Raw genomic sequence first — 18942 nt, 5'->3', positions numbered from 1 at the left:
CATTTCATCAAAATCAACTTTTTGTGTATAATCAGCGCCAATTTCTAAACATTAGGTGCAGCATACGTCTGCCCCTTGCTATTAAGGTGAGAAACATATGGGTTTTAAATGCGGTATCGTTGGTCTACCTAACGTGGGTAAATCCACCCTATTCAATGCATTGACCAAAGCCGGCATCGAAGCAGCCAACTTTCCTTTCTGTACAATTGAACCCAATACGGGTGTTGTACCAATGCCAGACCCACGTCTTGAGCAATTAGCTGAGATTGTAAAGCCACAACGTATTTTACCAACCACTATGGAATTTGTGGATATTGCGGGCTTAGTGAAAGGCGCATCCAAAGGTGAAGGCCTAGGTAACCAGTTTTTAACTAATATTCGTGAAACTGAAGCTATCGGTCATGTCGTCCGTTGTTTTGAAAATGACAATATTATTCACGTTGCAGGTCAAGTTAACCCAGCAGAAGATATTGAAGTCATTAATACAGAGCTAGCATTAGCCGATCTCGATACCTGCGAGCGTGCTATTCACCGTGTACAAAAACGGGCTAAAGGTGGCGATAAAGACGCAAAAGCAGAATTAGAAGCTTTAGAAAAATGCTTGCCACATCTTGAGCAAGCCGGCATGTTACGCACTTTAGACTTATCAGCGGAAGATAAAGCTGCAATCCGTTATTTAAGCTTTTTAACATTAAAACCAACCATGTACATTGCTAACGTCAATGAAGATGGCTTTGAGAATAACCCTTTCTTAGATGTCGTTTATAAAATTGCTGAAGCGGAAGGTTCTGTCGTTGTTCCAGTTTGTGCGGCGATTGAGTCTGATATTGCCGAACTGGAAGATGAAGAACGTGATGAGTTTATGGCAGATTTAGGCATCGAAGAACCCGGTCTTAACCGCGTTATTCGCGCAGGATATGAATTGTTAAACTTGCAAACTTATTTCACGGCGGGTGTCAAAGAAGTACGTGCATGGACTATTCCTGTCGGAGCAACAGCCCCACAAGCAGCAGGTAAAATTCATACTGACTTCGAAAAAGGCTTTATCCGCGCACAAACTATCGCTTTTGATGATTTTATTCAATATCGCGGCGAACAAGGTGCTAAAGAAGCAGGTAAAATGCGCGCTGAAGGTAAAGATTATATCGTTAAAGACGGCGATGTACTTAACTTCCTGTTTAATGTGTAAACTACCACTTAAGTTCTCACACTAATGCATTTTATTATCTAATAGTGTAAAGCGCATAAAACCTATGGGCTTTACACTTTTTATTTCACTTGAACATCAATATTTCTATAAAACCAAATGCCTCAATGCATTTAAACCCGCCCCTACTTGCTTCGTCCTGCATCGTATTTTTTAGTAATAAACACCAGGAATCTAGTGACTTTGGTCTTTAAGCATCTCTACCGCCAAATCATGCCATAGTTTTACACGGCGGTTTTGGTGACTGCTTTTTAATGTTGCTAAGGCTAAGTCATAAGACAGTACAGGCTCAATCACCGAAATGGCTGATAACCCTTTCGAATTGCTTTTATTCCACATGCTATCAGGAAGCAATGTCACCCCAACCCCAGCTTTAACCATTGCAGTAACCAAATCTAGGTGGTGACTACGTCCTGCAATTATTGGTTGCTTCCCATAAATACCACATGCACTAATAACTAATTCATTAATTAAAAAATCATCTGAAAAGAAAATGAAAGGCTCATTCACTAATTCACTAAACTTGACCGTTTCTTTCTCAAACAATGCATGCTGTTCATTCACTAAGAGTACCAAGCGGTCAGTTGCAAAAATATGTAAATCATAGTCCTCATTGTCAAATGGCAGCATAACGGCGGCAGTTTCCACTTCTCCATTTAATAGTGCATCCATCATTTTACGTGTGCCTAACTCATGAATTTTCAACTCAATATCAGGGTAACTCTGGCTAAATTTCATGATTATGTCAGCAAAATATGTAGAAGCAATAACTGGGGGTAAACCCACATGTAAGATACCTGCTAATGGTCCTGACCTCTCTTTTAGTGATTTTTTCATATTATTAAAAAGTTCAAGTAATTGCACCCCGTAACGGTACAGAATTTCGCCTTCATCGGTCAGCTTAACCCCATCAGGTGCCCTCACTAATAAAATATAACCAAGCTCCTGCTCCAACTTTTGAATACTTCGACTGATTGCCGGTTGTGTAATAAATAAGCTTTTCGCCGCTCGGCTGAACCCATTAAGTTGTACAACCTCTACAAAATATCGTATTGCGCGTACGTCCATTTCTTCACCTATTACTTTTAGTTATAGCTACGATGATTATATGTGATTTCCAAATAAGAGAATTATGCACTAGAAATAATATAAAGCAGAAGATTTGTCTAATATAATTACTAGGAGCAATATAATGAGTAAGACAGTCATTGAACATGTTCTGAGCCGCTTAAACGAAATTGGAATTTGTGACATTTTTGGTGTTGCTGGTGACTATGCCTTCCCAATTGAAGATGCAGTTTGTGAAAGTAAAAATATGCGTTGGATAGGCAATTGTAACGAATTAAACGCCTCATATGCAGCAGACGGCTATGCGCGGACAAAGGGTGCCGCCGCACTGTCTACAACCTTTGGTGTGGGCGAACTGAGCGCATTAAATGGTATTGCCGGTTCTTATGCTGAAAACCTTGCTATTTTCCACCTTGTAGGGATGCCAGCAAGCGGCGTGCAGAAAAAACATCGCTTAGTTCACCATTCTCTTGGTAATGGTGATTTTGATGTTTTTTATCAAATGAGCCAACATTTAAGCTGTGCTCATGCCATTTTAACACCTGAAAACTGCATAGCAGAAACCGAACGTTTAATCACGACAGCCTTACATGAGCGGCGCCCTGTTTACCTAGGTTTTCCCTCTGACTACGCAGTCATGCCTGTCATCGCAGATGAAAACACTGAAACAATCACTATACATAAAAGTAATGACGAGTCACTATCAGCTGCAGTAACCGCTATCATAGAAAAACTCAATTCAAGCTCACAAGCCTGCGTTATTCCCGGTATTTTAACGGCTCGACTCGGCTTAGCTGACGATGTTCAAACTATTATCAATAAAACAGGGCTTCCTTATGCAACCATGTTTATGGATAAAGCTATTTTAAGTGAGTCTAATCCGAGCTATATGGGGATTTATAATGGCCAATTAATGAACCATGCTGTCGCTGAATTTGTTGAAAATTGTGACTGTATTTTAGGTATAGGGGCTGTATTAACTGATTTTAATTCAGGGAGTTTTACCGCAACTGTTAAAGTGGAAAACTGGATTAATATTCTAGCAGACCATGTCAAAATAGGCTCTGCCGTTTATCCACAAGTTTATATGAAAGACGTGCTTAGCGAACTGAAAAGGCTAGCCCCATCATTAAACCATCGAGGCATCACAGCACAAGGGCTCGGAGAACCAATTCAAAATCAACAAGGGAAAATTACCGCCGCCTACCTCTATCCACGCCTAGAAAAAATGTTTAAAAAGGATGATATTATTATTACGGAAACAGGCACCGCTTCCATGGGCTTAGGTTTCGCCTTATTACCTGAAAATGCTCAGGTCTATAACCAGACTCTATGGGGTTCGATTGGCTGGGCGACCCCCGCTGCCTTTGGCGCGGCCATCGCTGCACCACAGCGACGTGTTATTCTAGTCACAGGGGAAGGTTCACACCAATTGACAGTACAAGAAATTAGTCAGTTTGCCCGTTTTGGTTTAAAACCCATTATTTTTGTACTCAATAATGATGGTTACCTAATTGAGCGCTTACTCTGTAAAAACCCTGAAGCTTATTACAATGATATAGCTCAATGGAATTATGCACAATTATCCGCAGCACTAGGGTGTACAAATTGGTATTGCCAGAGAGTCACTGATTGTAACGAGCTAGATGCCGCAATAAAAGCAGCAGAGTTATCAGATAATGCTGCTTATATAGAGATCGTTATGGATAGGTATGCCGCATCTGAACTCGCACAAAAACTCGGTGATTCTATTGCTTCATTATATTCGTTTTAAACCAGAGTGTTCGGTACCCTCGGTGTTTTCATACACCGAGGTATAAAAAGCAACCTAAAAGTAGGTTACTCAAATACTAAGCCTACATCATGTTTTGATTGACTCAGTATCTTCGAGACGGTTAATGCCAATTCTAGCAGTTCTTGGCAAGTCGTTAATTTATTGGAGGCAATCTGATCACGAAAGAACGCAAATTCGTAAACCATATGATTAATTGCCCTATCCCGAGAAACCGTTGTGATGTCCCCATCAATACACACCTCAACTGATTCACAAAGACTTGGTGCGCCAATAACACGAATATAGCCTTTCGTCCCTTGAATAATAAAATAACCTGGACTTGCTGAATCTTTAGCGCCAACACAAGTAGCTACCGCAGTAGAAAAATAGGCCGTTAATACACCTGAAGTATCAATCCCATTATACCCTTTGTTGCAAATATATTGGCTTTTCTCTGGAGCCCCCAATAATGCGGATAACAGATAAATATTATAAAGGTTGATATCATACAGTGCTCCACCTGCTTGTTTGGGGTCAAATGCAGCATGAATATGGCCTTGTAAATAATCATTATATCGGCTTGAATATTGTGAATAATTACCTTGAATTATTTTTATTTCGCCTATTTTATCAATATATTGCTTAATAAAATGAAATTCAGGTGTGTGTATTGATGTAATAGCTTCGAATAGATATAAACCTTTTTGACGTGATAAAGAAATTAACTCCTGCAACTGTTCCCAATCTGGCGTGAAAGGTTTCTCACAAATAACATGCTTATTTGCCATCAACGCATCATAGGTATATTTGTAATGCAGATGATTTGGAAGCCCAATATATACAACATCAATATCCGGCTGTTGTAAGAGTTTTTCGTAATCCGTATACAAGCTAGCTATATCAAATTGTTGACAGATTGACTCCCCCTTTTCAATACTTTCAGCCCTAACACATAATGCGGCCAATTCTACCCCTTGCACCTGCGTTAGCGCATCAAGAGCCATCATGATTATTTTACCTGAACCAATCAGCGCTATTTTCATCTACGTTACCTATATAAGAAGAGTAAATTTTATTCTGCCACAGAGCATCACAATTAAGAAATCCCTTCGATTAATTTTTGATACTGACTCCCCTTTCCAAACTGTTCAATTAAAAACTCGGTAAATGCTGAGACTTTTCGTGGTAAGTATTCTTTTGCAGGATATACCGCATAGATATTGTGCTCAGGTAATTGATAATTCCCCAATAAAGGAACTAATTGATGGTTATTGTCACCTATAGCCGTAATGAAATAAGGTAACAATGCGATACCTATATCCGCTAATACGGCTTGGATTAGTGCCTGACTATTATTGGCACGAAAAGACCCTTTTGGTATATGGCTATATTTTTTCCCTTTTTGGTAAAATACCCACTCTTGCCCTGCTTGGTAAAATGAATAGCACAAACAATTATACCCTTTAAGATCGGCGACTTTTTGGGGAGAACCATATTTCGCCAGATAAGATTTCGATGCATACAGCCGACTATGGCAAGGGGATAATTTACGCGCAATTAAGGACGAATCAGGCAACGCACCAATACGAATAGCTAGGTCATATCCCTCACTAATTAAATCTACTACTTTATCATTAAAAGATAACTCAACATTAAGCTCAGGGTATCTTTGCATAAACTGGGGGAGAACTTTAGCTAAGTGTAAAGTGCCAAAAGACATTGGAGCTGAAACCCTCAGAGTTCCTGTTATTTTATCACTAAATTTAGCGGCAATATCATCTGCCATAACCGCGAATTGATAAGATTGTCGAATATAACGAATATATACAGCCCCCGCTTCCGTCAAACTTACCGTTCGAGTAGTACGATGGAAAAGTTTTATTCCCAGTTTGTCTTCGACGATTTGAATTGTTTTACTTACCGCCGATTTAGTCATATTTAATGAATTTGCCGCTTTAGTCAGACTTAAACTATCAGCCACTGCAATCAAAACTGGAAATGCATTCATATCCATAGATACCCCATTGTCAACCAAAAGGAAACAGTGTGTTTTCTTGATACCAAAGAAAAAACAGCATACCTTATCGCTACAGAAATACAATGTTTACGCGATAAGACATATCATTATGAAAAATAAATATATTCTATCTTTTCTTGCCTTAGCCTCTGGGGTTTTACTGTCATTGATGATCATGGCAAATAGTTACCTAGCCCGCTTTACAACACCATTGACAGCATCATGGCTTACTCATGGCATCGGAACATTATTTTCACTCGTTATTTATTTTTTTTACTTACAAAAAAGGAAACAACAAGTAAGAAAACAACAAGTTCAGTCACAAGTCATAAAAAAAGGGAAAATGATTTGGTATTTAGGTGGTATTCCTGGGGGCTTTACCGTTTTATTGGCAGCAATAACCGTTAATAGCCCACTATCACTTGCGGGAAGCATTATTTTAATGATCACCGGCCAAATTATATTCGGTTTGTTAGTAGACACTATGGGCTGGTTTGGTGTGATAAAACGTAAAATTACAGTTAGTGACTTTCTGATGTGTACATTATTAATAACAGGCTGTAGCTTGTTAATTATAGGAAAATAATAAAATGAGTATATATACTTTTATCGCATTACTAAATGGTATTTGTATTGTTATTAGCCGCACATTAAATGGCAAATTAGCTCAACAACATAATGCGTTCTACAGTTCACTAATCAACCACTTTGTTGGTTTTTTGTTTCTCACTATCATGGTGCTCATTTTTAAAACATACCTGTTTAATTTCAATGAGATCCCGTTAGTTGCATTCATTGGCGGTATCATTGGTGCGTTTTTTGTTATCATTAATAGCTATGTTCTACCATTGCTTGGTGTCATGCTCACCTCAATACTGGCTATTTGCGGCCAAATGATTTCAAGCTTAGTGATTGACCTTGTAAATGGCGCACATAGTCAAAATGTCTACTTACAATTAATAGGCGTTGTATTAATTATTGGTGGTGTATCCATTCATTTTATCAGGCGAACCAATTAAATTACTTTTTAAGGTTTTTTATCTCTGTTTATTTTGTTTTTTACTTGAATAGCCATCCGCTTTCTTTATTTGCCAAATAGAAATTAACCAATTGTTTTATATAAAAAATCAATTATTAAATACGCTTTCTAACACGCTAAATTCATTTTCAAAAACCTAATCCACCTCACAATTTATTAACAACTCTCTTGAATCATTTTTAGTTATTCCCCATGCTAATTTTATTATATAAACCAGTGGTTTACTGTACAAACCAAGTGAGGCAATCATGAAAGACAATATTGTGACGGCTGTTGATGATGCTTTATTACTGATGATGTTATTAGGTGAGAAAAATAACCTTGGATTAAGTGAGCTAGCTCGCTTATCTGGAATGAATAAATCTAAAGTATACAGGCTATTATGCACATTGGAGCATCGTGATTTTGTACAAAAAAATGATAACCCTGTTACCTATCATTTGGGTCATCAATTATTAAGCTTAGGAAATTGTGCTCGCCAGCAAATCAACTATATCCAAGTAGCTGATATTGAAGCTGAACATCTACGCCAACTTTTTGATGAAAACATTCAACTGCGTATACGTGATCACCATGAAATTTTGCAAGTTCTTCATAAAGCTTCAGGGCAGTCACTACAAGTTCGCAGTGAAGCTGGTAACCGCCGCCCACTCGGTTCAGGTGCCTCAGGAAGAGTATTACTCGCCTATGCTCCTACCACTGTGCAGGCGCCCTTTGTTGAAAAAAATGCCTCCCTGACCAAATCCCTTGACGAAATACGGGCACGGGGTTTCGCCATTACACGCGGGGAATTAACGGCGGGAATAGGTGCTATTGCCGCCCCTATTTTTTCTCAACAGGGCGAATGCATTGCAGCACTCAGTATCAGCCTTCCTCTTAGCCGCTTTTCTGATGAAAAAGAACACAATATGACGGAGCAATTACTCCAAGCGACTCAACGTATTTCGAGGCAACTCGGTTACCACTTATAATTAATACAATAAAAGAGATAACACCCATGCAACCAACACAAACCACAATACACAGCCCATCACCATCTCCTGGCTGGCAAATGAACCCCGTTTTAGTGATGTTAACCATTGTTGTTATTGCTTTTTAATGACTTACTTTGTTAATTCAGGGCAGTATGAACGCGAGGGTAAAAAGGTCATTCCAGGTTCCTACCAAACCATCACAAAACAAGTAACTGTTGACCAAGTATTGGGAATAGAAAAACCGGCTGAAAATGAAGCGGCTCCTGTCAGCCTACTTCAGCTATTCAAAGCCATTCCTGAAGGAATTATTAAACAATCCCCACTTATTTATATGGTGCTATTTATTGGTGGTATGTTTGGTATTCTCAATAAAACAGGCGCGATTGAGTCAGGTTTAGAAAGGTTGCTGCATGTCACTCGTGGCAATATTTACCTCTTAATCCCTTTTTTAATGATTGTTTTTTCTATGGGTAGTACCTTTATGGGGTTAGCTAAAGAGTATCTTTTAGTGATCCCGATGGTTATTGCCTTAATGAAGCGTGTCGGGCTTAATGAGCTCATCGGTCTTGCTATTATCGCTATCGCTGTCAAAGTGGGTTATTTGGCATCAATTACTAACCCATATGCCTTATCTATTGCACAACCGCTCGTTGGCTTACCTGTGTTTAGCGGCCTCAGTATGCGGGTTGCAGCCTACTTTGTGTTTATTACTTTAGGGATCTTATTTGTTTTCTATAGCATTCGTAAGACAACATTAACTTCTTATGTTGTCGAAGAACATGTCCAATCAAGTCAGTTAACCCGCCGCCATAAACTCATGCTCATTGTTTTAGCGATTGGCGTGGCATTTTTAGTTTATGCGTCTAATCGCTGGCATTGGAAAAATAATGATTTATCTGCTTATTATTTATTTTTAAGTGTCATTCTCACTTTTTGTAGCGGCTTAACCGCCAGTGCAGCGGCGGATGCCTTTGTCAGCGGGATGAAAAAAGTGCTGATTGCGGGTGTCTTAATTGGCCTAGCTACCGCCGTTGAAATTATTCTTTCACAAGGGAAAATTCTCGATACCATTATTCATCAACTAGTTGGTTTAGTTGGCGACCATGGTGCTTATATCTCGTCATATAGCATGTTCCTTTCGCAGTTATTACTGGATGTCGCCATCCCTTCCACATCAGGTCAAGCCGCCGTTACTATGCCAATTTTAGGTCCAGTAGGGGAAATTTCAGGCGTTTCGCCACAAACAACCGTCTTTGCGTTTTTAATGGGCAATGGATTAACCAATATGATCACACCAACATCCAGTGGGCTACTCATCTTCTTAGCTACCGCAGGGGTAAGTTGGACGACATGGGCAAAATACATTTTTCCTCTATTTTTAATTTTTATGGCAGTCGGAATTGGCTTATTAACCATAGCAGTAACCATAGGGTATTAGCAGGATGGATATGAAGAATTACCGCGTAACAATGCGCGATGGGATCACGCTTTCTACTGATGTTTATTTTCCTCAGGGAAAATTATCAGCAGCTTACCCTGTTATTATTGAGCGTACACCTTACGATAAAACTGCACCTTCACGCTCAGAAAAAACGGCTTCTGGACATCAAATTACACGCCAAGAGATGGCCCAGTATTTCGTTAACCACGGGTTTATTGTGATATTTCAAGATTGCCGTGGGCGCTATGACTCTGAAGGAGTATTCACTAAATACATTAATGAAGCCGAGGATGGTTTCGACACATTACAATGGATCATGGAACAACCTTGGAGCAATAAGAAAATAGGTTCAATGGGCCTCTCATATGCCGCACACACGCAATTGGCAATGGCTTGTTTGAACCCTCCAGGTTTGCTAACTATGGTGTTAGATTCCGGCGGTTTTGCCAATGCCTTTCAGTGTGGGATCCGCCAAGGAGGCGCATTTGAACTTAAACAAGCTACTTGGGCATTTAAGCAAGCAAAATTAAGTCCATTAGCGCAACAATCGGCTAAAATATCAGCAGCACTTGAGCAAGAAAATATTCATGATTGGTTTGCTGCAATGCCATGGCATCAAGGACATACCTTACTAAAACATGTCCCTGAATATGAATCCTACTTGTTTGAGCAGTGGGAAGAAGAGTGTTTTACAGATTATTGGCAGAAAATAGGTATTTATGCGGAAGGATATTATGACCAAATACCTGATATCCCAGTACTATTCATGTCCAGCTGGTATGATGCCTATGTCAGTTCCACATTAGATAATTACCGTGCATTTGTCACCAAGAAACAATCCCCGCAAAAATTAATCATGGGGCCTTGGTTACATGGGGATCGTAATATCACCCACAGTGGTGATGTCGAGTTTGGTGATATCGCAACATTTGACCGCAATGTAAGCGAAGATTGGTTATCTTGCCGTTTATCTTGGTTCCAAGAACACTTACAAGGTAATACAACTGACTGCCCCCATGAGGATGTAACTATTTTTATGATGGGGGGAGGTTCGGGTAAACGTAATACTAACGGGCGTTTAGAGCATGGTGGCCAGTGGCTAACCCATCACCAATGGCCGCTGCCCAATATTAAGCCTACAGCTTTTTATTTATGGCCCGACAATTCATTACGCCATGAAAAACACTCTGAAACAGTGTCTTTATCCTATTGTTATGACCCTAAACACCCCGTCCCGACAATTGGAGGGGCTTTAACATCTGGGCAACCCATATTTTGGGGCGGTGCATTTGATCAGCGTGAATTACCGCAGTTTTTTGGTAGCAAAGGAAATAACCTCCCCCTTGCATCTCGTTCTGATGTACTGGTATTTGAAACGGAAGAATTACAAGAAGAGGTATGCTTAGCTGGGGATATTGAAGTCTCATTATGGATCAGTAGTGATGCCCTGGATACCGACTTTACAGCAAAGCTGATCGATGTTTACCCACCAAGTGATGATTACCCACAAGGGTATGCAATGAATATCACCGATGGCATCATACGTTGCCGCTTTCGTAATGGCTATGAACAAAAACAGTTACTCATACCGGAGCAAATTGTTGAAGTGAAGATAAAACCATTTGCTTGTGCTAACCGCTTTACCAAGGGCCACCGTATCCGGTTAGATATCTCAAGCAGTAATTTCCCCAAATATGATTTCAATACCAATACGGGGGAAATGATTGCAGGTGATAGGAAATTACAAGTAGCCCGCAATAGCATACATATTTCGAGCGAACACCCATCAAAAATTGTATTACCTGTTATTAAACCACGTTAATCGTTTTCAATAATAGTTAATGTATTCCGTTACCTGCTTTAGTTATTTGATAACACTAAAGCAGGTAAAACATGGTCATCGCCTATTGTGCTTGTACCCAAAATACACCGTCACCATCTAGCACGGTAAAAGTTTGGTGTAAATAGTCGCTATCGGCTTGGGGATCAAGATCCGCAAATAGCTCCGGATGGATAAACTTCGCAATCGCCTCCACTGCAATAATATTAAATGGAGTATCATAATATTGTTGATATAGTGCTAATACTTGTTTGTTTTGAAATGCCGCTAACGAACGAAACTTAGGGCGTTCCATCAGCTTGTTCAGTCGCGCTAGAGACTTTTGTTTATCCCCTGTATAACCCAATGGTACTGAAGCGCTGCCTTTACGGGTACTATCCCAATCAGCGGCTGTCATCAAATAGTAATCTGGGTTGCTGTGGATTAATTGCTCCTCACTAATTTCCCCACCCATGCCAATGCTAAACCATTGTGAACCGAGGTTATTTCCCCCTGCTGTTTCAACAAACTCACCAAAATTACCATTACCAAAGGTTTTACAACAGTAATCAACCCCTGAAATACCAGCGGCCCTTTCAATAAATACACTTGGACGTTTATCTTTATCAATCGAGGAGACCCTTGAACGAATTAACCCCAATTTTTGTTGATAAAACTGGTTAAATTCCTTCGCCTGCTGCTCCTCACCAAATACTTGCCCGAGTATCGTCATACTCGGCATAGTATTTTTAAGTGGGTATTGTCTAAAATCGATAAAAATGACAGGTAAACCGCTTTTTTCCAATAATGATAACGTCCCGCTTTCTGTTAGCTTGCTTTTCAAGCCAATATCAAAAATCAATAAATCGGGTTGAGCAACTAGCGCTTTTTCTACGCTGAAATCAGTAGTGTATGGGTTAGGAAACACAGGGATCTTTTTGAGTTCTGGGAATTTTTTGCTATATGCAACACTTAGGTCAGGTGCTTTTTTTATTAACGCGTCATCCCAAGCAATAACCCCTTTTAATGGCGTTTTGGGGTGTAGTATATTCAGTGCTACCAAGACACGGCTATCCGCTAACATTACACGGGATACTGGCACATTCACCGTGACTTCCCGACCTGCAATATCCGTGACCACAGTAGGTGCAGCCATGCTTGTAGCCGCAAAAAATAGGCTAACGACGCTAAGAATTACACCCAATTTTTTGATAGTTTGTCTACCAGTCATTGTTTTGCCTTATATTCATTAAAATTTCACAGACGCTTGAACGTAGTAAGTTCTCGGCTGCCCAACATAAATGCCATAATTGTTATCCGTAGAGCGTGTGAAATAGGTTTGATCAAATAAATTTTTAATACCAGCGGATAGCGTTAAATCAGACAAACTTCTCCCAAAATGGTATTCACCGCGAGCGTCCCATACCATATAACCTGGGATAGTCCCATAACGGCCATCCACGCTTGGTTTAGTAACATATTGGTCTGTTGTGCCTGGTGACTCTTGGGTTGATTGCGCATAAGTATTCAAGTTCCAAACCCAATTCCCCGTTTCGTAACGGCCACCTGCGGTGAATACTTGGCGTGAATAAAAAGGTAAATCTTTATGAGCAAAGTTCCCTTTCTTACTCACCGCCTTAGTGTAGGTATAGGTACTGTAAACACTCGCGCCTTCAAGTACATCAGTAAGGTCAGATAAGTTGTACCTCGCGGCTAACTCGACACCTTGGTGTGTTGTTGCACCTAGGTTCGTCCAACCCGTTGTATTTTCAACGTATAATAATTGGTCATCAAAATCGATATAAAATAATGTTGCTTCAAGGGACAAGGCGGTATTGTCGTATTTAGTACCTACTTCATAATTATGCGCTTTTTCTGCACTTAACCCATTCGCAGGCGAGTTACCGACCCCTTTAGTATTCAATTGGAAATATTGCAAACTCCCAAATGATGTGCTGGCATTGGCAAATAACTTCCATTCATCATCAATATGGTAGATCACAGCTAGTGCAGGAAGTGGTTCACTATAACGTTTACTGCGATGTTGTTCTTTAAAGCTATCGTCTAAATGAATGTTAATATTTTCGTATCTAATTCCGGGAATAAGCGTCCAATTACCAACATCGATAGTGTCATCCAAATAAATCGCATGGGCTTCTGTTCCCCCAGACGTGTGCTGATAATAATTATTGGTATCAGGGCGAGTGCTTTGGCTCCCCGCTTGATACCAATTTGAGCGGTACGCTTTTTCATCTGCCGTTTCATTTAAATAACGATAACCAATGGTAACCTCATGGGAAATATCATTAAAACGGAATAATTGCGAGTAACTTGGTTCAATCGCATAAGCAGTATAATGACGAGGGTAAGACACTAAGCGCCTTTCATTCGCTTTTTCTTTATGGTCACTTTCTATATAACTCCCCCGGTAACTTTTGCTAAACCAAGTCATCAATTCAAATTGTTTGTCATCTACTTCGTGCTTGTATTTCAATGACAGATCCTGCCGATTACCTTCAAAACGGTCATAAGGCCGTGTTGATTGGAATGGGTCAGCATTATATTCAGCTTGGGTCAAGCCTCCGGGCATACCCGACATTGCACGGTAATAATGAAAATTAGCTAATAATTCATCGTTATCTGTTAAGGCATAACGCGTTTTCAGCATGAGGTCATCAATATCCGTGTTATCATTGCTTTTACGGTAACCTTGCCCGTGTAAACCCGAATAAAGCAAAATTGCCCCAGCAGAATCATCCGCTTTAGAGCCCCCTAGCGAGGCATCCACTAATGTTTTTAACCCGCCTGTTTTGGCACCCTGCGTCTGTACTGATACACCGCCACCAAAATCTTTAGGGATAGGCTTAGTCACAAAATTAATCACTCCCCCTACATTTTGTGGCCCATAACGTACCGAAGCCCCTCCGCGTATGACATCAATAGATTCAATACTTCCCAAAGATAATGGGGACATAGAAAGCTGCGGCTGGCCATAAGGTGCTGCGGCTAATGGCATCCCATCAAGCAAAATAGTTGAGCGTGGTGAAAGACGCGAAGTTAACCCACGGACTCCCACATTCAAAGAAACATCACTGCCACCGGTTCCATTACTTTCACGAACTTGTACACCTGGGATCCCTTTTAATGCATCTGCGATTGTTTCACTGCCAGTTTCTTTTATTTGTTATTGTGTTTTTACCGTTCTAGCGCCGGGATGATTAAATACCACTTCACTGTCTTGTGTATTTTCGAGCCAATTGCCCGTAACTGTGATTTGGTCACTCTTTGTATTATCAGCCGCAACAGCGTAATGAGATATCAGAGCAGTAGAAATTGCGAGGGGGGTAAGTAATTTGCGAGTTTTTAATTTCATAACCGATGAGCTAAAAGAGAATTAAGAGCGATAATGATAATTATAATCATTAATAACAATCAACATAATTTACTCACTTTTGGTAATTAATTTGTCAATAACCCACTTTTACAATCATAATTTAGTTTTTGCTGTACTAAAATGCACATAAGCATATAAAAAAAAATCCGAAGGAGCTCACCTTCGGATTTTAGATTAATATGATGATAAATTAACCACCAAGTGAGAAAAATACCACTCGTCCAACACCCTCACCGGCAAAAATACACAGCGTGGCCAAAGACATCACAACCGTAGCGTTGGTATTTTGCCCCGTCTTTTGGCACAGCAAGCGGCCAACAAATAGTATGCCTAATGCGATTAGCACTACACGAACAAGGCTTAAACTCAGTAGCCCTTCTGGCATTTCACGCTGGGTCATACCGAGGTAAATCGGCTCACCTATATTACCAAGCAGCGATAAAGCCCCTAATAACATAAGTAGTATCCCCATAATACCTAGCCCTAAGGTAATTTTAACCACTCGTTGTACCTGCTCTTCTTTCGCACTTCGGCGCAAAGACCCCACCAGCAAAAGTGCAGCAACAACACCGCCTACCAGTAATACCGCGCCGAAGAAACTCGCGTAAGTGAATAAACCATTCCATAAGTTAAATAATGTATTGGCATATAACGCTGACATCGCATACATATACATCAAGCCAGCAATCGCACTCAGTACCAGTAATGCAGCATTCGCTTTTTGTTTCAGTAAAAGTAAAGCGACACTAAAAAATAGTAACCCCATGTAAATTGCAGTCGCCCAAACTTCACGGCTCATCCATGAGGTCGACACGTGCAGCATAGTGTAAAACATGTGCAGAGGGTTCCCCATGTGAAATAACGAACCGAGTAACCCAACGCAGCCTAAAACAAAACTGGCTAAAACAGGTCGTTTGATAAACTGAACATTCTGAATATCATTTCCCCCGCCAAGTACCCGGAAATAACAGATTAATGCAACAACCAAGCAGCCCACTGAGGCCTGCATAAATAAGGTGAAAATCACCAATGGAAATTCATGCATGATAGTTTTCCTTATCCTTTCGTGCCGACAACAAGGTTCGGCTTCGTGATTGATGAGCTTGGTAACCCATCAATATCCGCATTTGTGCCATATTTTTTGCGCAATTCACTGATTAAGCCAAATTCAATGGCACGCATTGGGCAAGAATCCACACACATAGGGTTTCCCCCTTTCTCACGCAGGTCGATGCAGGTATCACATTTGGTCATCATGCCAATACTCGCATCAAATTGTGGTGCTTCATATGGGCAAGCCCAAGTACAATAGCGGCATCCAACACATTTATTGTGATCGACCAACACAACCCCATCTTCTTCACGTTTATGCATTGCCGTTGTTGGGCAATGACTGACGCACTGAGGGTCATCACAGTGATTACAAGCTATTGATAAATGCCAGAGACGAGGCCGCGGGTATTCCCCAACTTCAACGTCATATACTCGGCGAAAATTACGCCCAACCTCAAGGTCGTTCTTGTCTTTACAAGCTACTACACAGGTTTTACACCCAATACAGGCAGCAACGTTTATATAAAATCCGACTTGTTTATCCATTTCTTATTGCCCCCTAAAAAATAATACGCTGTGGAATAGCAGCATCTGGAACTAATTGATCACCATGCCATTTCTCGATATTACACAGCATGGTGTTCCAACCTGATGTGCCAAGACCCGTTGGTACTTGGATCGTTAGCGTATTATCAGCCCCTGCCATATCTATCCCTGTTTTTTCATCCACATTCGTCCAACTACCATGAGGTAATGCAACCACTCCTGGTTTCATCGTTTGGGTAACCAATGCTGGACGTACAATTTTCCCTTGTGGGCTTGTAACTAACACCGTTTCACCATGCTTAATTCCTAGGCGCTTTGCATCCGACGCATTGATGTAAATTGGGCTAGGCCACTGCTCGCGTAACCAAGGCACATTATCAAGGGTACTGTGTGAACGGCGTAAATAATGAGGGTTATAGATTTGGAATGGATAATCCCCTTTTTCTTTTTTAGAGAAATCCTTAAAGCTAGCTTCATAGCCATTTGCTGAAGGAATGTACTCAGGGATCGGAGGTAATTTTGTCCAACCACATTCATCCGCTTTTTCTACCAATGTTTGGCAATAAATTTCAAATTTACCACTTGGCGTTGGGCGCGGATTCCCTTCAGGGTCTCGAATAAAGTCTTCATAGGCGATATAACCATAGTTATCACCTTTAGTTCGTTTAACTTGATATTTCCCAACGGTAAGAAACTCATTCAATGTAATGCGACCTTGCTGAGGTTTGCCTGTCACTTGCCATTCATCAATGTCTGCTTGGGTAATTGTCAGCAATGGCTCAGTGGTTTTACCATCTTCACCAATAATTGTTGCACCATTAAGCTTATTGAAGAACTGCTGTTTCTCAGAAACAGGGAATACTTCATCGACATTAATGCCAAGGCGTTTTCCGATTTCTTTGGCAATCCATTGGTCACTTTTCGCTTCATAAAGAGGTGGGGTCACATTAACCGCGGCAATAATAACTTCGCGGTTGCTTGGATTTAATATGGTCCCTTCGCGCTCCCATTCGGTAGTTACTGGCAGTACAATATCGGAGTATTTAGCGCAAGTGTGTGGAACATAAGCTGCTGTTACCACTAATTCCACATCTTTACGGTAGGCTTCAATACTCTGCGAAATATTGGCGCGTGTTTGCAGTGTGGCATTAAATGGGTGGATAATCATTTGAATGTTAGCGTTTACATCACCCACACCGCGTTGACGGAATTTTTTCTCTAATAATGCACGGTTGAGTTCATTATGGTTAATTTTCAGGCTAATTGGGTTTGGCACCGCCGGTAAACCACTGTCGCCAGCCATCACTAAGCGAGTACCGTTATTCCCTGCCGCAAAATGGCAGCTTACTCCTGTCATACGCCCCGGTTTACCCATATGCCCTGTCATAAAACCTAAGGTTGAGAATGCTTGTACCCAACCTTCTCCATTATGAACACGAGCTGGAGCCCAGCCAGTAAGTAGTGCCACTCGGTTTGTCCCACCAATTTCACGGGCCAATTTACGGATATCTGTAGCGGATAGCCCACAAATGTTAGATGCCCATTCAGGTGTTTTCGGCTCCCCTGTATACGTACCTAATAAATAATCTTTAAAATTACCTTTTGGATCAGCCCCTGCTGGCATATTAGTTTCATCAAAACCAACCGTACAACGGCGCAAGAAATCCCAATCAATTAATGGGTTATCTTGGCTGTCCATTTCCAATAGAGCATACATGATGCCCAACGCTAAAGCGTGGTCAGTACCCGGGTTAATAGGGTACCAATCAGCATCCATTAATTCCGCTGTCGCAGTATAGCTTGGGTCGATACAAATAAACCGAGCTCCTGCTTTTTTTGCTTGATAGTAGTTATAGGTTGGGCTACCAGGGCTACTCCACGCAGGGTTTGCCCCCCACATAACAATCAATTGTGAATTACGCATATCAAAGCGATCATTGGTACCAAAGGTATAAAAACCTTCTAACAACCCTAAATGGGCTGGTGTTTCAAACCATGCTCCCCATGATGTTGTTCCCCAGTCGCCAACAAATCCACCCGCTTTCGCATAAACATTTTGGATATCAACACCATTGCCGCCTGTGATCCAAATGGATTCATTACCATATTTTTCTTTGATGCGTTTGCTTTCTGACGCAACAATATCAAGTGCTTCATCCCAGCTAATACGTACCCACTGGTCACGCCCACGCAAGCTTTTATCTCCCCCTCCGGGAGCCCAACCTTTACGTTTCATTGGGTATTTTAATCGATCGGCGCCGAATACCTGTTTACGTTGAGAACGCCCACGTAAACAGCCTCGTTGTTGTGGAAAGTCAGGTGAGTCCGCTACCACATCATCTGTTTTTTGCCTAACAACGACACCTTCAACGACGAGGGCTTTATTGACACAACGACCACCGCAGTTATGCCAACATGCCACGGGCTTCCATGTTCCTTGAGTGACAGCGTCGGTTGCTTGGGCAACGGCTTTTTCCTCTTCTGGTGTTGCAGCATAAAGTCGTTTACTTAGCGGCAACGTAGCCATCACTGATGCCGCCGATGTCCATGCTAAAAATGAACGACGACTTAAGGCTACTTTCTGTCTTTCTGACATTGCTCTTACCTCTT

Annotated in this window: 14 protein-coding genes and 1 pseudogene; 7 read left to right on the top strand and 8 right to left on the bottom strand. The window is 41.0% G+C overall.

Features of this window, described 5'->3' with window-relative positions:
* Positions 1–97 precede the first annotated feature (97 nt).
* Positions 98–1189: a redox-regulated ATPase YchF gene (gene ychF / locus P3L56_RS09365; protein WP_042843943.1), complete on the top strand. Its 1092-nt coding sequence runs from the start codon at positions 98–100 to the stop codon at positions 1187–1189.
* 192 nt (positions 1190–1381) lie between these two features.
* Here the strand turns inward: ychF and P3L56_RS09360 are convergent, their stop codons facing one another.
* Positions 1382–2275, bottom strand: coding sequence for a LysR family transcriptional regulator (locus P3L56_RS09360; protein WP_042843944.1), 894 nt, complete (start codon positions 2273–2275; stop codon positions 1382–1384).
* Positions 2276–2399: 124 nt separating this feature from the next.
* Between P3L56_RS09360 and P3L56_RS09355 the strand changes: the two genes are divergently transcribed.
* Complete coding sequence (locus P3L56_RS09355; RefSeq protein WP_272686005.1) at positions 2400–4049, top strand: alpha-keto acid decarboxylase family protein; 1650 nt, start codon at positions 2400–2402, stop codon at positions 4047–4049.
* 65 nt (positions 4050–4114) lie between these two features.
* Here the strand turns inward: P3L56_RS09355 and P3L56_RS09350 are convergent, their stop codons facing one another.
* Both P3L56_RS09350 and P3L56_RS09345 read right to left on the bottom strand, forming a co-directional pair.
* Positions 4115–5092: a Gfo/Idh/MocA family protein gene (locus tag P3L56_RS09350; RefSeq protein WP_042843946.1), complete on the bottom strand. Its 978-nt coding sequence runs from the start codon at positions 5090–5092 to the stop codon at positions 4115–4117.
* Positions 5093–5145: 53 nt separating this feature from the next.
* Positions 5146–6063 (bottom strand): LysR family transcriptional regulator, encoded by a 918-nt coding sequence (locus P3L56_RS09345; RefSeq protein ID WP_210831877.1) that lies wholly within the window; start codon positions 6061–6063, stop codon positions 5146–5148.
* A 112-nt stretch (positions 6064–6175) separates the two neighbouring features.
* Between P3L56_RS09345 and P3L56_RS09340 the strand changes: the two genes are divergently transcribed.
* The 5 genes from P3L56_RS09340 (at position 6176) to P3L56_RS09320 (ending at position 11342) form a co-directional block, all read left to right on the top strand.
* Positions 6176–6652 (top strand): DMT family transporter, encoded by a 477-nt coding sequence (locus tag P3L56_RS09340; RefSeq protein WP_166684885.1) that lies wholly within the window; start codon positions 6176–6178, stop codon positions 6650–6652.
* Positions 6653–6656: 4 nt separating this feature from the next.
* Positions 6657–7085, top strand: a complete 429-nt coding sequence (locus P3L56_RS09335) for a DMT family transporter (protein ID WP_166684884.1) — start codon at positions 6657–6659, stop codon at positions 7083–7085.
* A gap of 268 nt (positions 7086–7353) precedes the next feature.
* A complete protein-coding gene (locus P3L56_RS09330) occupies positions 7354–8076 on the top strand; it encodes an IclR family transcriptional regulator (protein WP_042843951.1) in 723 nt (240 codons plus the stop codon).
* Positions 8077–8203: 127 nt separating this feature from the next.
* Entirely contained in the window at positions 8204–9517 is a 1314-nt protein-coding gene (locus P3L56_RS09325) for a YfcC family protein (protein WP_272686006.1), read from the top strand.
* 4 nt (positions 9518–9521) lie between these two features.
* Positions 9522–11342: a CocE/NonD family hydrolase gene (locus P3L56_RS09320; protein WP_210831754.1), complete on the top strand. Its 1821-nt coding sequence runs from the start codon at positions 9522–9524 to the stop codon at positions 11340–11342.
* Between the two features lie 82 nt (positions 11343–11424).
* Here P3L56_RS09320 and P3L56_RS09315 read toward each other — a convergent pair whose 3' ends face one another.
* The 5 genes and pseudogenes from P3L56_RS09315 to P3L56_RS09295 form a co-directional block, all read right to left on the bottom strand.
* Entirely contained in the window at positions 11425–12570 is a 1146-nt protein-coding gene (locus tag P3L56_RS09315) for an ABC transporter substrate-binding protein (protein WP_210831753.1), read from the bottom strand.
* 18 nt (positions 12571–12588) lie between these two features.
* A pseudogene (locus P3L56_RS09310) lies at positions 12589–14712 on the bottom strand (TonB-dependent receptor family protein).
* A gap of 211 nt (positions 14713–14923) precedes the next feature.
* Positions 14924–15778: a dimethyl sulfoxide reductase anchor subunit family protein gene (locus tag P3L56_RS09305; RefSeq protein WP_181469238.1), complete on the bottom strand. Its 855-nt coding sequence runs from the start codon at positions 15776–15778 to the stop codon at positions 14924–14926.
* Between the two features lie 11 nt (positions 15779–15789).
* The gene (locus tag P3L56_RS09300) at positions 15790–16332 is read right to left on the bottom strand and encodes a DMSO/selenate family reductase complex B subunit (RefSeq protein WP_042843955.1); all 543 of its coding nucleotides are present in this window, start codon (positions 16330–16332) and stop codon (positions 15790–15792) included.
* Between the two features lie 13 nt (positions 16333–16345).
* Positions 16346–18928 carry a molybdopterin-dependent oxidoreductase gene (locus P3L56_RS09295; protein WP_048607069.1) on the bottom strand — a complete coding sequence of 861 codons (2583 nt, stop codon included), beginning with the start codon at positions 18926–18928 and terminating at the stop codon, positions 16346–16348.
* Positions 18929–18942: the final 14 nt, after the last annotated feature.

This window comes from Providencia sp. PROV024 (genome assembly GCF_032709665.1).
GTDB lineage: Bacteria > Pseudomonadota > Gammaproteobacteria > Enterobacterales > Enterobacteriaceae > Providencia > Providencia huashanensis.
Note: the sequence above shows the minus strand (reverse complement) of the source record. Positions and strands in the feature narration are given on the sequence as shown.

Coding starts and splice junctions, on each gene's coding strand:
- ychF (WP_042843943.1), top strand. CDS start 98: ATGGGTTTTAAATGCGGTATCGTTGGTCTACCTAACGTGGGTAAATCC.
- P3L56_RS09360 (WP_042843944.1), bottom strand. CDS start 2,275: ATGGACGTACGCGCAATACGATATTTTGTAGAGGTTGTACAACTTAAT.
- P3L56_RS09355 (WP_272686005.1), top strand. CDS start 2,400: ATGAGTAAGACAGTCATTGAACATGTTCTGAGCCGCTTAAACGAAATT.
- P3L56_RS09350 (WP_042843946.1), bottom strand. CDS start 5,092: ATGAAAATAGCGCTGATTGGTTCAGGTAAAATAATCATGATGGCTCTT.
- P3L56_RS09345 (WP_210831877.1), bottom strand. CDS start 6,063: ATGGATATGAATGCATTTCCAGTTTTGATTGCAGTGGCTGATAGTTTA.
- P3L56_RS09340 (WP_166684885.1), top strand. CDS start 6,176: ATGAAAAATAAATATATTCTATCTTTTCTTGCCTTAGCCTCTGGGGTT.
- P3L56_RS09335 (WP_166684884.1), top strand. CDS start 6,657: ATGAGTATATATACTTTTATCGCATTACTAAATGGTATTTGTATTGTT.
- P3L56_RS09330 (WP_042843951.1), top strand. CDS start 7,354: ATGAAAGACAATATTGTGACGGCTGTTGATGATGCTTTATTACTGATG.
- P3L56_RS09325 (WP_272686006.1), top strand. CDS start 8,204: ATGACTTACTTTGTTAATTCAGGGCAGTATGAACGCGAGGGTAAAAAG.
- P3L56_RS09320 (WP_210831754.1), top strand. CDS start 9,522: ATGGATATGAAGAATTACCGCGTAACAATGCGCGATGGGATCACGCTT.
- P3L56_RS09315 (WP_210831753.1), bottom strand. CDS start 12,570: ATGACTGGTAGACAAACTATCAAAAAATTGGGTGTAATTCTTAGCGTC.
- P3L56_RS09305 (WP_181469238.1), bottom strand. CDS start 15,778: ATGCATGAATTTCCATTGGTGATTTTCACCTTATTTATGCAGGCCTCA.
- P3L56_RS09300 (WP_042843955.1), bottom strand. CDS start 16,332: ATGGATAAACAAGTCGGATTTTATATAAACGTTGCTGCCTGTATTGGG.
- P3L56_RS09295 (WP_048607069.1), bottom strand. CDS start 18,928: ATGTCAGAAAGACAGAAAGTAGCCTTAAGTCGTCGTTCATTTTTAGCA.